Here is a 13305-nt window from a genome sequence, read left to right as displayed (position 1 = left end):
GTTGGAGTGCACCGTCTAAGCCCAAGATACAGCGCCAATAGCCCGCACATTGCCGCTACAGGTAACGGTCAGACCAGACTGAAGGGTGTCCGACACGGACGAGGCACACGAACTTTCAGAAAGCTGAGCGTCCTCAGTTGCGTTTGTCCACGATCCGCTACCAGCATCATAAGCCGCCGCGATAAGACCACCCTTGGCAGGAAGATCCAGTGTGGCCGATCGATTCGACGCGCCGCCGCCGGCCGGGAAGTGAAAGTCATACGGTACATCACTCGTCTGACCACTAATGCGAAACACGTGAATCTCGGAGCGCGCCGGAGTTCCGGAGTAATTCACAACTATGTCCGCGGTCGTAATTGATCCCGTCACGCGCCGATAGGCTATCGCCATACCAACATTGGAGCCATCATTCTGACCAACAATGTCTCCGTCCACACCACCAATAGAGATTGTCGTGAAATTTGTGTTCTGGTTCCAGGCATAAATGGCGCACACCGCCACGAGACGGTCAGATGCTGGAGATCCGATGTTTACGCCATTAAACGTATGCGCCGCGCCGCCAGAATTGTAGCTAGCGCTGGTAATGTATTCGCGGCTGAATATCTTTTTTTTCCCAATGACTCCAAGCAGACTTGGCGAAAACGGGAGCACCATTATGGAGCCCCCCACAATCCGCCAGCCGCCACGACAAGAACTTCCGTCGCCGTCGTTCCGCTCACAGCGGTCACCTCGCAGTGCACTCGTGTGCGATCCCCAGCGCCCGTGTTGATCGTCGGGAGTTCCTCGTCAGAACCCACATACCCTGCCGCAAAGCCTGCGGTGACCCCCGATCCCGATCCCTCTGTGAAATGGACGACGAATTCGTCACCGACCGCACAGTGTGTGGGCAGTTGCAAAACGAAGGACTCGTCGAACGTCAGCCGAAACTTGCGTCCAAGGGCCAAATCAATCCCCGGTGTCGCACTGCTTGTCACCGTCGCCGGAACAAGGGGGCTGAACAGAACGTCTGAGGTCATCACACGATCAGGCGCTTTCTCGTTGACCTCAGTGTCCGATGCCGTGTCCAGAAGCGCACTGCTGCCCGGATCAATCTCGCTGCCGCGCCCGATGGCGACATAGTCCCAGGTCTTTGAAAACGCGCCCTTGGTTGCCGTGATGCGATACACACCTCCCGGAGCGTGGAACGCCGCAAACCCATCAGACCCGACAGAGAACGGATTCCCCTTAACTTCAGTACCGGCGCGGTCGCTGTGGATGAGCGCCAGCGGAAATCCGGCTTCCATACGATGCACAGAAACGGTCGCACCATCTTGGACGTTCCCAGCATCGTCGACGATCGTAGCTTGCCAGATTGCTTCCGCCATGAGTTACGTCCTCAATTAATCTGCGGCCCGCGAATGTCGCCGGGGCCAATGGATATCGTCACGAAGCTATCGCCGTCGATCGCCGCTCCGGGAGCGCCTCCAATGCCAGGGGCGCCACCAAACGGAATATTCTTCGTGCCGTTCTGTCCGGATTGTCCGGGATCGCCGCCATCGCCACCATCACCGTACGGCGTGTTGCGTCCGGCCCCGCCACTCTCTGACGTTCCATCCGCGGCCTTGCCTGTCCCCTTGCTGTTCCCTCCAATACCAGGGAGCGTTCCTGCGCCGCCGCCGCCGCCGCCAGCGGTAAACGCCCCATCGTTGGCTGTGCGGCCGCCGCCGCCACCACCGCCGCCACCAAAAATCTGACCGGCATCACCAAATTCAATAGCGATAGGAACGCGTGTAAACAGGCCTGGCCCACCGGCTTGCCCGTTCACGCCCCCCTGCGTTTCACCCCTGCCGATACCGCCATTCCCGCCTTTGCCCTGTGCGCGTCCGTTAATCTCAACGGTAATCGGCAACCCGGCGGGCCAATCCGCCGCCGTCCCCACATCAAGAGCGGCGGCGGATGTGGATGTCGAGCCGACGATGACATTCGCCGCGATAACGACAGTGAGATTGACGCCGTCGATGACATCTTGATCGGTCAACGGCGGGTATATGGAATTATGCAGGGAGGGCAGATGCACGTTCGTGATGTTGGAATCGATCGTGATAACGCAGTTCGTGAGGTCGCCTGCGTCGAAACTCTGGAACAGCATTTCCTCGCACTCGACAGAGAGCCGGTCTGAGGAGGTTAGCCGTCGGATGACTTGGACCGGAGCGCCTGCGGAAACGACGTTCCCGGCCTCATCCTGATTGCTGTCCCAGCGCACACGATACCCGCGCAGGACTTGCACGTCGCGCGCGCCATGCCGCCAAAGATCAAATGAGATTTTGCGCGGCGGACGCACAAACCGGCCAAGGTGCAGGTCGCCGATCCGCTCCGCCGTCTGCGCAGCAAAACTCGGCACCCACGGAGCATAAATCTTCTTGATGCGGCTCGCGCCATAATTGGCTTCGGCTTCGCCGTCGACCGTCGCACGGGTTGACCGGTAGTTGTTGGGATCGTCGAGCGGCTCTAGCGGGTTGAGCACTCCGTAAGAGACCCACACCTGGCTGATGCGGCTCTCCGGCTGCTCCTTGGTTTTGAGCGTGCCTTGAAGGATTTCGCCCTCGTCTATGGTTTCCGCATCGAGGGTGATGCCGCGCAGCACCTGAAACAGGATTTGCTGTTGCTCGTCATCCCACGCAATCGACAATCCCGCCTGCTGAATGAGTTGGTTGATCAGCGTATCGAGCCGCGTCGGCTCGGCGATGACGCGCGTATAAAGCAGCTGCAGGAAATTATCGTCCTCCACCTCCCACGCCGCGCTCGGAATGAAGCTTGAGGGAACGCCGGCATAGGTCGTCAGCAGATCCGCGAGAATCGCGCTGGCCTTGGCCGCGTTGTAGTAGGCGCATTGCTGCACGCGGTCGTCGGCACTGTGGTCCTGAGCTGACGTGCCAAACTGCCCGCGCGTCAGCGTGAGGGCATCCCCGGATCGCGTGAACGCACAGATCTCCTTGCCGCCCAGCGCCACATACCCCGACGCCGCATACTCGGCATCGCCGATGCCGGCCGGCGCTAGCGTTGCCGACGTCGTCGAGCTGTTAATCCCAGAAACCAGGAATCCGTTGGACAACATCGGGCATTGCGCCCGGTCGCCATCGGCGAGTTTGAGCGGGTCCTGCGCCGTGACCGCAAAAGCGCCTCCTGGTGTCGGCCCGTCGAAACTTTGCACGATGTAGTGCTTGGTTTCCCAGTCCGCGAAGGCCTGACTGAGGAGCCCGCGCTTCAACCGGATGGCGCTGTTCTCAAGATGCGGATACCGCGCCCGAAACTTGCCCCAATAGGTGCCGCTGCGATAACCCTCGCCGTCGTCCGCCGACGGGTGATCCTTGAATTGCACGGTGAGCCGCCCGCGCGTGCCCATGGACTCGCCGATCGCGACCGTGCCCGGCGACAGAGATACGGACTGAATGTCGGCCTGCGCGTTGAGGTCCGCCGGCAGGTAGTCCGTCGACATGGCGTAGCGCAGCGTCTCCACCTGTGTTTTGAAAAGGCTACGCGCCATGAAATGCCCGACGTGGACCAGCTCCCCCGCAGCGCCGATCGTCGGCCCGCACCATCCGGCCGTGGTGATCGCGGATGCCGTGTCATCGTAGGAGAATGTGAACAGCGACGGCGCGGCGGCAAGTTCACCCTTCCACACTTTCACCCGGATCGACGCGCCGCCGGCGATGTCGACGATATTGACGAGCAGCCAGAGGCTTTGCTCGACGTCCCATGCGAAGTCGGCGGTCGCGAGTTCGGTCGGCGTTCCAGCAATGATCCGATAAATGCCAATCTCGGTGCCGTCGCCGATGAACGCGACCAGATAGCCGCCTTCGGTGCCCTCTGTCCCGGAGCCTCGCATGACGATGCCGGGCGTGCCGAAGACTTCCGGGGAGCCTCGGCTGGGGACGCGAAACAGCGCCCGCACCTCCGCCTGGCTCATTGCGGGCGGCCGCGTCCATTGCCAGGCGATGAGATCCTGCGCGCCGGTGTTCTCGAGCGCCAAAGCCTTACCGGTGGGCATGGCATCGTCAGTGACGATCTCGGCGGTCGCGTTCGAACCCCACTGGCTGGTGAAGCGCGACGGGGCCACGCCGACGCGTTCGGTTTCACACTGCGTAAGCCGGTAGATGTCGACGTCGAGCTCGACGACGGTCAGCGCCTTGCCGGTCGTCACTCGAATATCCCCTCGACGTCGATCGAGACGCCCATCATCCCATTCGGCTGTTCATTGGCTGGCGAGATATCCCCGACCGTCCACACAAACCCCACTTCGCGCGGGTAGGATCCCGGCCGCCAGGCCCAGAAAAAAGGGTTCTGGTCTGCGAATTTCGCGAACGGTTCGAAGGTCTCCCGATACCACTCCGGCGTGAGATTGCGTTGTTCAATCGCCGTGGCCGTCGATTGGCTGCGGATCACACGGCCGAGGAAATTGCCCTTCTCGGACACGCCGACGGATCGGTCGGTTTTCCGATTGAGCGGGCCCGGCTGATGCCCCACGTAGATGCGCCGCTGCAGCACGAGAAGTGCGCCGCAGTACATGACCGCTAGGCGCGGCACGGCGAGCCCCGCAGAGACGACCAGGCGCAGGCCAGAGAGCGACTGCGGTACGAACCGGAACAGCATGGGCTCGTTCGAGATGAGCATGGTTTCTTGCACCAGCTCGAACCACTCTTGCTCCGGCGGACTGCCCACCTCGTCGCCGATCGTACCCTCCACGGTGACCGTCCGGCCCGCCAAGTTGTGCCCGGCCAGCGCGACGTAATCGATCTCCTCGGTAGTTTCGATCGTCAGCTCAATTGTGAAGGGGTCGAGATCGACGCCGCGCCAGGCCTGACGCGGGGCCGTGCTCGGGTTCGCCAGATTAGCGACGGGAAAGTCCGGATCCTCCTGGGTCGCGGAGACCGTGTCCACGCTGACGATGTTCTGCCACCCGATGAGCGGATTATCGGCATTGACGTCCGCGGGCATCGCCGGCGGCGCGAGCACCAGGTCGCGGCTGATGACGATCATGCCGTCGCCCTCGCCCGCGTCTCGGTGGAGATCAGCACCGCACCGTCCGCTACGGCCGCGTTGATCTCATCGATAATGCCCTTGACGGCCGATCCAGAATAGAGCGCCGACGGATCAAACCCCTGAATGGTCAGCGAGCGACCCTGTGCGGGCGTCGGGGTAGACGCCGGCGCCCGACCTGCGCCACCACCGCCCGAGCTTCCGCCACTTCCGCCACCTGAGCCGGATTTGCTCGTTGAGCGGATGTTCTGAACCTGGGCAAATCCGTTCGCGAGTGCAGCCGCGGCCTGCGCATAAGAAAACGGCGGTCCTGGCGGGTTGGCCAGCGCGCGCGTGAAGGCTTCATAAGTATTGATCAACGCGGACGCGATAGCCACGCCCTTCGATTGGTTGAACACATTCGTTAGCGCGGTGCCGATGCCGGAAGCTGCAGATGCGTAGGCGTTCTGCATCGCCCAAGCGGCTTGAGCGCCAGCCTTCCCCAACGTCGTGGCGTCAATGGCTCCGCGTCGGAAAAGTTCGTTGAGCCGGGATTGTTCTGCAGCGAGAATTTCATAGGGCTGCCTGAAGCTCTCGGTGATCGCCTGTCCTTCGCGCATAGCCATATTCAGGTCACGCTGCGCCGCGGCCACGTCCTGGGTTGATTGAATGATCGGCGCCGCGACTTTCGCCGGCATGTTGACCGCGGTTTGCTCCATAATCTGGCCCGTTTCCAGCCAGAGATCACGGAGCGTAACCAATGAACCTCGCGTCGTTTCGAGGACATCGACGACGCCATCCTTGAGGATCGCATAGGCTTGACTGAATTCGCCCTCGGCGCTCGCCATGACCGCCTTTGCGACCGAGACGACAACAGTCGCGAGATTTTTGAACGCAGCGCCGATAAGGATACCGATAGAGACCAGAGATTTGAGCGTGAAGGCGAGGGCGTCTGCGGCAAAATCGAGCGTCTTTGTATCCTTCGCGAGGGTCAGCAGGTGGCTTGCTAACGTCTGAAGCGTGGGAAGCATACGTGCCGAGACCGTCGTCACAATGCCATCCTTGACGCGCTTCAGACGATGCAATGTGTCCTGGAATTGAGCGGCGGCAGCGGCCGTCTTGGTATCGAAAACGATGCCAAGCTCATCGGCCTCGCGCATCATGGCGCGGAGCCCTTCAGAACCGGCATTCAGCATCGGAATGAGATCGGCCCCGCTCTTGCCGAACAAGGCCATGGCCAATGCTGTCTTTCCGGCGCCGTCTTCGATACCCTGAAAACGGCCTGCCACCTCGGTCAAGATGGCCGTCGCCGACTTCAGAGCGCCGCTCGAGTCCGTTGCTGAGATCCCGAGCGCTTTCAATGATCGCGCGGCAGCACTGGAAACCTCGCCGGCGGCGATCTCCTGCATGTTGGCGCTGAGGCGTTTAACGCCCGTCGCGAGCCCCTCTAAACTCGTGCCTGACAGTTCTGCGGCATGCTTCAGCCGTGACAATTCATCGACCGCGATCCCGACGGATTGGGCCATCTTTCCGATGCGGTCGATCTCCGCGATGTTGCCGCGCACGGCGGCCGCCACGGCGACACCGGCAGCGGTGACGGCCGCCGCGATCGCCGCGCCCGCCTTGGCGGCGACAGCGGCCGCCGACGCCAGGCCGCGGCCGAGACGTCCAATGGCCGTCTGGGCGTTCTTCGTGCCGCGGGTGAATTCACCGGCATCCATCGTCAGGCGCACGCGGAGCGCGCCGACTTCTGCGCTTTTGGCCATGGGCTCTCAGATCCTGAATGATGGAATCGAACTCGTCGGCTGTGGTCTTGTGCTTCTTTCCGAAGGTCGGGGGCGGCGTGTGGGCCTCAAACAACCACCAGAACTCGCGGGGATGCAGAGCCCAGAACTCAGCGGGCTTTAACCAACCCGCCCCGACCGCCGCTTTGAACGCCGCCGCGACGAACGCCGCCCGCGCCCCGGCCGAGCCGGGGCGGACCCATTTCCCTCAGGGGGCGCCTTCGTTTTCCCAGAGCGCAGGCTCGGCGGAATCATCATCGTCAACAGACCATTGATCGAATTGACCATGGCCTGCTGCGTCGCGCCCGAACCGAACATCCCCAAATAAACCTGATCGTCCGAGACCGGGCAGCCGGCGTAGCGAAGGACCGCCGCGTAAGCCGCCGCCACCTTCGCCTGCGGAGCGACACCGCGTTCCCCGTAGGCGAGCAGTTCCTGCAGCGTCACAACGTCTTCGATACGCTGGATCGCCCCCATAACGCGGTCGGACGGCACCTCATATTCCCGGTCTTCCCAGGCCAGTTGAATGGGCTCAAAGATGCTCATGCTCAGGCCGCCGGTGTATAGATGACCACGCCGGTCGACTGGAATGTCACCTCGAACGTAATCTCCCCTTCATGCTCGCCGGTCTCCTCGTATTCAGCGAGGCCAAACTTGCCGGTCAGGGTGCGGCCATCGGAAAACTCAAACGTCAAGTTCTGAATGCGATTTCCGGCAAACCAGTCGTCCGTCAATCGACTAGTCTTTAGAACTCCGCTGACTGGAATATCGACGCTGCGGACCCCTGCCACGTTGAGCAGCTCACGCCATCCGGACGAGTCGTCATTGGTGACGTCTATAAGCTCGCCATTGAGCGTGATCCCCTTCTCCCGAACTCCCGCGACGAGCTCCTGGGGGCTGTCGTCTCCCCAGTAGACGAACTGAGTTCGGCCGACGTTTGCAGGCATGATGGCCTCCTTTATTCGGCGCTAGGTGCGCCACCAGACATTGAAATCGAGTGAGACGCGGAACAAATATTCGACCTGGTTGCCGCCGGCCTCGCGGAAGTCGCGTGCGTCGTTCAGCAGGATCGTTTGAAAGTCGATCCCGCCAACGATGCCGTGGAACGCTGACAGCGATGCGGTGACGGCGCGGGATAGTGTTTTGGCGACTTCGTAGGTGGCTGCCCACGTGTCGATTTGCACGCGCGCATTGCCGAGTCCGGTCTCGCCATCGTCGGAATACGTCGGGCCACCGTCGATCCGTTGGAGGGTGACGGCGGGGAGCAGATCTCCTTGCGGACGAGACACTGGATATATGCGCGTGCTGGCGTATGCCGCCACGCCGGGATCGGCGAGCAGCCGGGCAATCATCGCCTCTTCCATCGGCTACCCCTTTGCCGCCTTCGCAGCCTTGCGCGCCAAGCGGGCGGAAGCCTTTTCTATCTCCGCCCACATATCCTCGCCGATCCCCTCAAGCAGCGTGCTTTCGTGCGCATCCCATGCGGGCCGCATGAACGGCTGCGCGGGGTGTTTTGATGAGCCGAATTCCTGGAGATGCCCCGCCGGATCGGAGCCGGGACCAACGAACACGTCCACTTCGTCGCGATGCATTTTTTTATGCTGTCGCCGCTGCCGTTTGGTCAGCCTTGTGCTGACCGTAATCGACTTTTTGAGATCACCAGTTTTAACCGCGACGTGCGCTTCGGCTGTAGCAGCGATCGGTTTGGCGCGCTTCTTCAGAACCCGCAGCATGACATTCTTCGACGTCGCCACAGGCAGCTGCGTCTGCAGTGCGTTCGCGATCTCGCGCAGCCCGTCGACCTTCACGCGGATCGGTCGGCTCATGCTGCGTCGCTCCTGTCCGCTGGGTAATACCGCCGTCCGTCAATGAAATAGCGGATGCCATGCTTCGCTATGAACGTGACCTGCCGTTCTTTGAAGGATTCCAACCGGTCGTCGTCGACGTCCAAGAACGGTGCCACTGACATCGCGAAAAGCGTGGCTGCCCACAGGTAGGGGCGTACCCACCACGCCACCCGGACCTTGAGAGTCACAGTAAGCGTTGCCATCAGTCGCTCCGTGCCACCGCGTCGATTTCAATCCATTCGTTGCGCGTGCCCTCAGGTTCACGCACGGCCGTGATGTTGTAGACGCGCCCGTCGTAGTTGATGCGATCTTTGGGGTTCACGTCAGACACCGTTGACGAATAGCGGATCGTGAACCGCGTCGTGAGTTGGGCCCCGACTTCCTGCGCGCGGTAGGCCTCGCCGGCGCTTGCATCACGGCGATGCGCCCAAACGGTCGCGAGAGGCGACCAGGTCGGCACGCGCTCGTTAAATCCGCCGGTCGTCATCACAGCCCGCTCGATTGTGATGCGGCGGTCGAGGTTACCCGCAGACAAGCGCGCCATGGCTCACCACATCCCAGCAGAACCCCGATCGAAGTTCGTCAATGGTCCACTGCTTCCAAGCCAATCCATGCGCCCACGCTGTGCGATCCGGCGTCACGATCTCATCGAGCGAATGCCCGGCCACAGGCCACGCCATTGCGCCCTGATTGAAGGCGACGAGTGGACATCCCGAAAGGACCGCCTCCACGCCTGTATTGGAATTAAACGTCACGACCAGGTCCGCGAAGGCGAGCGCCTCGGCCAGCGTTCCGTCGAAGTTCGGAACGCCTTGAACGCGTCCGGGCTGCCCTTTCTTGAGCGCCACCGGATGCGGTCTGAAATAGACCTCCCACCCCCGGGCGCGGAGCCCCTTCGCTGTGTCGCGATACCAGTCGTCAATGTTCACACCGGCGAGACTCATGTCGCCGTACACCTGACCGACTAAAAGCGCCCGTCGGCTTGTCGATTTCCTCCACGGCTGCAGCATGTGCCCGAAATGGGTTTCAAACCGGCTTGGGTCATCCACACGAACGCCGCGAAACTCCGCGTGGCCATTCAAGCCACCACCAAACGACACGCTTGTCCACTTGAAGCGGTCGCCCAAATAGCCCCGCTCAAGGATGCAGACGTCGCCGCGGGCGCGATTCTGCTGCGCAATGGCCGGGCGATTGCGCACACCCCACAAAACGAGCAAGTCACATGCCGACGGGTGACGCTGCAGCGAGACCCGCCAGCCGTGACGCTGCAGGCCGTCAGCGAACGCCTGGTGAAAGGACTCCGGGTTTCCGTGATGCGGTTTGCGCGCAACGACGACTGCGAGGGGAGCGCGCGACTTCATGCGAGGTCGATCCGCCAGGCTTCCGAAATGTAATGACGCTCACCCTTGATCCAGGTGACCGCGTGCCCTTCAAACCATTTCCGGAAGAGGCGATCCCACTCGTCATAGGGGCGGCGGTTGATGTGCAGTTCATCGCCCGCTTTGTTGCGACTGCGCTTGTTGTTCGCCGTCAGCACGATGTGGTGCTTCGCGACGCGCGCCAGCTCTCGGCACGCACGTTCATCGTCGCCAGGAATGAGATGCTCGATCACATCGAACATCGTTGTTACGTCAAAGGCCTTGTCCGGAAACGGGAGAGCGTCGACACGAGCGGCCACAACGCGCTGCCCATCGATGAGTGCTGGAACCGTCTCAGTTCCCTGAACAGGAGAAAACCCCAGGTCCTCGGCTTCGGCGAGCATTTCGCCGCGCCCGCACCCAACGTCGAGCAGGGCGCCACGGATCGGCAACGCGGCAATGTCGTTCACAGCGTCCTGACGACGTTCCGACTTCATCTTGTAGTTAGCCGCTTCATAGGCGCGCTGATACTTCGCCAGTTCGTGACGGCGTTGCCGTTTGAGAGTCTTGCTCACCGGAAAATCCTCAGTTGCTGAACGAGAGCCCGATAGACGGGGGTCATGTCGGCAGGTGTCGAACCCACCACAACGCTTTCACGGTGGGCGTAGGACGTGCCGACATGCGAAAGCACGGCGAGTTCTGCGCGCTCATCGAAGACGAGACGCGGATCCGCTTCACTGGCGGAATTAGGATCGTCGTAACCCGCTTCGAACGTCACACGGACGGCATCCGGTCGCTTGGCAACCTGCGGCGCGGCGTAGCTATCAACGAAGTACACGTCCGCTCCGGAGGCCGACGGCAGCCAGTACCAATCACTCGGAGATACGGTTTGCTCAACCTCGTCGAGATCGAGATATGTGATGCTCTCAACGTCACGGATCGGATAGAGCGGCAGTCTGATCGGATTGCCAAGCACGGGCCGCTGGAGCCGGAAGGTTGCGGCCGCCAACACTTGCCCGGTGTCACTTTCGACAGCCTTGATCGCGGCGCGAATAGTCCGGTCGAGATCCGCATCGTCGTCCGATGCATCGATGTGCAGGCGTTCCTTTGCACGCGCGACCGTCACCGGCAAATAGCTCGCGGCGACGACAGGGACAACAACCGCATAGTCACGCTGATCGCTCATGCGAGTGCCTCTTCAAGAGAGCATTTCCGGTAGGCGGTGAGGGCGGAAATCGGTGACGCGTTCAGCACGTCGACCCCGAGAGACGCGAGACGGGGCGCAACCGCATCCAAACATTGGCGCCAACGTCGGATCGCGGACTCTGTTGGATTGCCCATTCGGATGTGTCGCCCATGCCAATGCACGCCGCGATCAATCCGCATGTCGTAGCCAACGAGCACAACGCGTTTCGCGCCGAACTGCACGGCCAAATTCAGAGCGTGAAAGCCTGAGTTTCCGCCCCAGCCGAGAGTGGCGGGTTGATCCATCAGAATTTCGTCGACTCCCTCAGTCAGCCAGACGCGCTCGGCCCACCCCCGATCGGCGACGTGACGGTCCTGAGTTATTTTGAGACCTTCGAAGGTTTCCCATCGTCCTTTGTTTTCGTGCCACCAGATGCGGTCGCACGCGTAGAGGACGTCCGCCCACGGCGCGAGGGCGACGCTGTTGTTGATGACGACGACGTGGGCTTTGCCTCTGACGCCGCTAAGGTCGACGCCTGTTGCTGATGGCCCGGCGGCGATGATGATTGCGGTTCCTCCGCGCCAGTCTGGCCACCAGTTGGGGACGACTGCGAAGGGTGAGCGGGTGCGCTCGCGCCCGCCTCCGAAGACTCTTGTGATCCAGCACTGCGAACGGGACCTGCAAACTTCATATCTGCAGCCAGTCCGTTCGACACAAGTTGCTGACCGATGTGTGAGTGCACCTCAATGACATCTCCGCGACGAACAGATTTGCTGCCCACCTGAAGACCTCTTAGCGCGCGGATTTGCATTTTGGGTTCCCCATAAAAATCGGGCGACTCTATTAGCCGCCCGATTGCGCTATTGACTTCGTTTTGCGGAATTACCCGGTGACTGCGCCGAACTCACCCGTCACAAGAGCAGCCGGACGCTTAACGGCCAAAGCGAGGCGTTTCTCCGCTCGAATGGTCAGCATGTTCTTGATGAAGTTGTCGCGATCCTGATCGCTGATAACCACTTCAGCATCCATGCGATCATAGATCGTAGCGGCCGTCATAAACGCGCCGACGAGGAACTCGTCCACGTCCATCGACTGAGTTTGAACGATCGGACGCCCCCACAGACCAGGCGCATTAATGCCGCGAGGATTGGCCCACAGGTAGCGGTTTTCGCCATCCTTCAGAAGTTCGATCGCCGCCCAATCGATATCATTGAGCACGATGCCGTCAGCAGGAAACTCATTGAGCGATGCTTGTAGCAACGCCAAACGCAGCACGTCGATACGTTGCTCCGCAGCGGGTGTGAACGCCGGCTGATATGCTGTGGCCTGGGTGATGAGGCCAGGCAGATCCTGCCCCGCACCGGAGCCCTTCAAGAGTTGGGCTTCCTCCACAAGATCGAGACCGTAGCGAAGTTCGCCATCGATTTCGGTTTGCAGCTGGTCCGCATCTTCGAGAGCCTGACGCGAGACATGTATCCAATGCGCTACGGTTCGCACCAAGGCGTCGGCGCGATCCCAAATGTAATTGGATTCCGGCTTCTGCGCCCCTTCGGCGACAGGCGCCGCCTGATTGTCACGAACGATCTGCTTGGCATATTCGACAGAACTGGACCCTGTGCGACCCTGCGTCAGCAACTGACGAATCGTCATCGTACGGCGGGGAATGCGTACAATCTCACGCTCGCGATCTGACCAGATGAGCGCACCCGCTGATCCGGGAGAACCCGAGTCTGAGGTGATGGCCATCGTAACAGGGACCTTGACCGTTCCCTTTGCACCATTTGCAACAAACGTTTTCAGGCCGTCAGAGTCAGCAACTTGTTGACCAGGTGACTTTGGCTTGTCACCACCACCGCCCCCCCGACGACCGGCCAGCTTCTGCTCAACGTCATGGTTGCGGGTTTCGAGGTCCTCGAGCTTCTTCAGTAGCTTCTGCTGTCCCTCGTCGAGCAGTTTCTGTTTTACTAGAAGTTCATCAGCACGTGCTTTCGCCTCAGCGGAGACTGTGCCGGCATCCTTGCTTTGCTTGAGCGCGTCTTCAGCGACACGTTTGACGTCATCGCCGATGCGCCCGATCTCCTTTTCGACCTGCTTGAGCAGCTCTTCGGTACGATCAGACATGTTCGAATTTCCTA

17 protein-coding genes are annotated in these 13305 nt (G+C 61.1%); 1 reads left to right on the top strand and 16 read right to left on the bottom strand.

The features are described 5' to 3' along the window. Nucleotides 1-15 precede the first annotated feature (15 nt). The 15 genes from BLS30_RS14045 to BLS30_RS13975 form a co-directional block, all read right to left on the bottom strand. Complete coding sequence (locus BLS30_RS14045) at nucleotides 16-654, bottom strand: hypothetical protein (RefSeq protein WP_090229716.1); 639 nt, start codon at nucleotides 652-654, stop codon at nucleotides 16-18. Continuing rightward, entirely contained in the window at nucleotides 654-1364 is a 711-nt protein-coding gene (locus BLS30_RS14040) for a hypothetical protein (protein WP_090229714.1), read from the bottom strand. Before BLS30_RS14040 ends, BLS30_RS14045 begins: the two co-directional genes overlap by 1 nt. A gap of 11 nt (nucleotides 1365-1375) precedes the next feature. Beyond that, a complete protein-coding gene (locus BLS30_RS14035; RefSeq protein WP_090229711.1) occupies nucleotides 1376-4180 on the bottom strand; it encodes a hypothetical protein in 2805 nt (934 codons plus the stop codon). Then, complete coding sequence (locus BLS30_RS14030; RefSeq protein WP_090229708.1) at nucleotides 4177-5016, bottom strand: hypothetical protein; 840 nt, start codon at nucleotides 5014-5016, stop codon at nucleotides 4177-4179. The genes BLS30_RS14035 and BLS30_RS14030 overlap by 4 nt, the downstream gene beginning before the upstream one ends. Beyond that, on the bottom strand, nucleotides 5013-6761 hold the full coding sequence (locus tag BLS30_RS14025) for a hypothetical protein (protein WP_090229706.1): 1749 nt from the start codon (nucleotides 6759-6761) through the stop codon (nucleotides 5013-5015). The genes BLS30_RS14030 and BLS30_RS14025 overlap by 4 nt, the downstream gene beginning before the upstream one ends. A 138-nt stretch (nucleotides 6762-6899) precedes the next feature. After that, nucleotides 6900-7325: a hypothetical protein gene (locus BLS30_RS14020; RefSeq protein ID WP_090229703.1), complete on the bottom strand. Its 426-nt coding sequence runs from the start codon at nucleotides 7323-7325 to the stop codon at nucleotides 6900-6902. 2 nt (nucleotides 7326-7327) lie between these two features. Then, entirely contained in the window at nucleotides 7328-7726 is a 399-nt protein-coding gene (locus tag BLS30_RS14015; protein WP_090229700.1) for a phage tail tube protein, read from the bottom strand. Between the two features lie 21 nt (nucleotides 7727-7747). After that, on the bottom strand, nucleotides 7748-8143 hold the full coding sequence (locus BLS30_RS14010; RefSeq protein ID WP_090229697.1) for a DUF3168 domain-containing protein: 396 nt from the start codon (nucleotides 8141-8143) through the stop codon (nucleotides 7748-7750). Nucleotides 8144-8146: 3 nt separating this feature from the next. Continuing rightward, complete coding sequence (locus BLS30_RS14005) at nucleotides 8147-8605, bottom strand: HK97-gp10 family putative phage morphogenesis protein (RefSeq protein WP_090229694.1); 459 nt, start codon at nucleotides 8603-8605, stop codon at nucleotides 8147-8149. After that, nucleotides 8602-8829 carry a hypothetical protein gene (locus BLS30_RS14000; protein ID WP_090229692.1) on the bottom strand — a complete coding sequence of 76 codons (228 nt, stop codon included), beginning with the start codon at nucleotides 8827-8829 and terminating at the stop codon, nucleotides 8602-8604. The genes BLS30_RS14005 and BLS30_RS14000 overlap by 4 nt, the downstream gene beginning before the upstream one ends. Beyond that, nucleotides 8829-9170, bottom strand: coding sequence for a phage head closure protein (locus BLS30_RS13995; RefSeq protein WP_210184043.1), 342 nt, complete (start codon nucleotides 9168-9170; stop codon nucleotides 8829-8831). Before BLS30_RS13995 ends, BLS30_RS14000 begins: the two co-directional genes overlap by 1 nt. Continuing rightward, entirely contained in the window at nucleotides 9148-9987 is an 840-nt protein-coding gene (locus tag BLS30_RS13990; protein WP_090229689.1) for a hypothetical protein, read from the bottom strand. Before BLS30_RS13990 ends, BLS30_RS13995 begins: the two co-directional genes overlap by 23 nt. Next, on the bottom strand, nucleotides 9984-10559 hold the full coding sequence (locus BLS30_RS13985) for a class I SAM-dependent methyltransferase (protein ID WP_090229687.1): 576 nt from the start codon (nucleotides 10557-10559) through the stop codon (nucleotides 9984-9986). The genes BLS30_RS13990 and BLS30_RS13985 overlap by 4 nt, the downstream gene beginning before the upstream one ends. Then, nucleotides 10556-11170, bottom strand: coding sequence for a head-tail connector protein (locus BLS30_RS13980; protein ID WP_090229684.1), 615 nt, complete (start codon nucleotides 11168-11170; stop codon nucleotides 10556-10558). Before BLS30_RS13980 ends, BLS30_RS13985 begins: the two co-directional genes overlap by 4 nt. Continuing rightward, entirely contained in the window at nucleotides 11167-11475 is a 309-nt protein-coding gene (locus tag BLS30_RS13975) for a hypothetical protein (protein WP_090229681.1), read from the bottom strand. The genes BLS30_RS13980 and BLS30_RS13975 overlap by 4 nt, the downstream gene beginning before the upstream one ends. On the opposite strand from BLS30_RS13975, the gene BLS30_RS13970 reads away from it, so the two are divergent. After that, nucleotides 11467-11715: a hypothetical protein gene (locus BLS30_RS13970; RefSeq protein ID WP_090229679.1), complete on the top strand. Its 249-nt coding sequence runs from the start codon at nucleotides 11467-11469 to the stop codon at nucleotides 11713-11715. The two genes, BLS30_RS13975 and BLS30_RS13970, sit on opposite strands and share 9 nt — an antisense overlap. A gap of 337 nt (nucleotides 11716-12052) precedes the next feature. On the opposite strand, the gene BLS30_RS13965 is transcribed toward BLS30_RS13970, so the two are convergent. After that, the gene (locus BLS30_RS13965; protein ID WP_090229676.1) at nucleotides 12053-13291 is read right to left on the bottom strand and encodes a phage major capsid protein; all 1239 of its coding nucleotides are present in this window, start codon (nucleotides 13289-13291) and stop codon (nucleotides 12053-12055) included. Nucleotides 13292-13305 lie beyond the last annotated feature (14 nt).

The organism is Filomicrobium insigne, from assembly GCF_900104305.1.
Classification (GTDB): domain Bacteria; phylum Pseudomonadota; class Alphaproteobacteria; order Rhizobiales; family Hyphomicrobiaceae; genus Filomicrobium; species Filomicrobium insigne.
The sequence above is the reverse complement of the archived record's forward strand: the minus strand, read 5'-3'. Positions and strand labels throughout refer to the sequence as shown.

What these genes read in the sequence shown, in the direction of transcription:
- BLS30_RS14045 (WP_090229716.1), bottom strand. Translation starts at nt 654, where the DNA reads ATGGTGCTCCCGTTTTCGCCAAGTCTGCTTGGAGTCATTGGGAAAAAA.
- BLS30_RS14040 (WP_090229714.1), bottom strand. Translation starts at nt 1,364, where the DNA reads ATGGCGGAAGCAATCTGGCAAGCTACGATCGTCGACGATGCTGGGAAC.
- BLS30_RS14030 (WP_090229708.1), bottom strand. Translation starts at nt 5,016, where the DNA reads ATGATCGTCATCAGCCGCGACCTGGTGCTCGCGCCGCCGGCGATGCCC.
- BLS30_RS14025 (WP_090229706.1), bottom strand. Translation starts at nt 6,761, where the DNA reads ATGGCCAAAAGCGCAGAAGTCGGCGCGCTCCGCGTGCGCCTGACGATG.
- BLS30_RS14020 (WP_090229703.1), bottom strand. Translation starts at nt 7,325, where the DNA reads ATGAGCATCTTTGAGCCCATTCAACTGGCCTGGGAAGACCGGGAATAT.
- BLS30_RS14015 (WP_090229700.1), bottom strand. Translation starts at nt 7,726, where the DNA reads ATGCCTGCAAACGTCGGCCGAACTCAGTTCGTCTACTGGGGAGACGAC.
- BLS30_RS14010 (WP_090229697.1), bottom strand. Translation starts at nt 8,143, where the DNA reads ATGGAAGAGGCGATGATTGCCCGGCTGCTCGCCGATCCCGGCGTGGCG.
- BLS30_RS14005 (WP_090229694.1), bottom strand. Translation starts at nt 8,605, where the DNA reads ATGAGCCGACCGATCCGCGTGAAGGTCGACGGGCTGCGCGAGATCGCG.
- BLS30_RS14000 (WP_090229692.1), bottom strand. Translation starts at nt 8,829, where the DNA reads ATGGCAACGCTTACTGTGACTCTCAAGGTCCGGGTGGCGTGGTGGGTA.
- BLS30_RS13995 (WP_210184043.1), bottom strand. Translation starts at nt 9,170, where the DNA reads ATGGCGCGCTTGTCTGCGGGTAACCTCGACCGCCGCATCACAATCGAG.
- BLS30_RS13990 (WP_090229689.1), bottom strand. Translation starts at nt 9,987, where the DNA reads ATGAAGTCGCGCGCTCCCCTCGCAGTCGTCGTTGCGCGCAAACCGCAT.
- BLS30_RS13980 (WP_090229684.1), bottom strand. Translation starts at nt 11,170, where the DNA reads ATGAGCGATCAGCGTGACTATGCGGTTGTTGTCCCTGTCGTCGCCGCG.
- BLS30_RS13975 (WP_090229681.1), bottom strand. Translation starts at nt 11,475, where the DNA reads ATGGATCAACCCGCCACTCTCGGCTGGGGCGGAAACTCAGGCTTTCAC.
- BLS30_RS13965 (WP_090229676.1), bottom strand. Translation starts at nt 13,291, where the DNA reads ATGTCTGATCGTACCGAAGAGCTGCTCAAGCAGGTCGAAAAGGAGATC.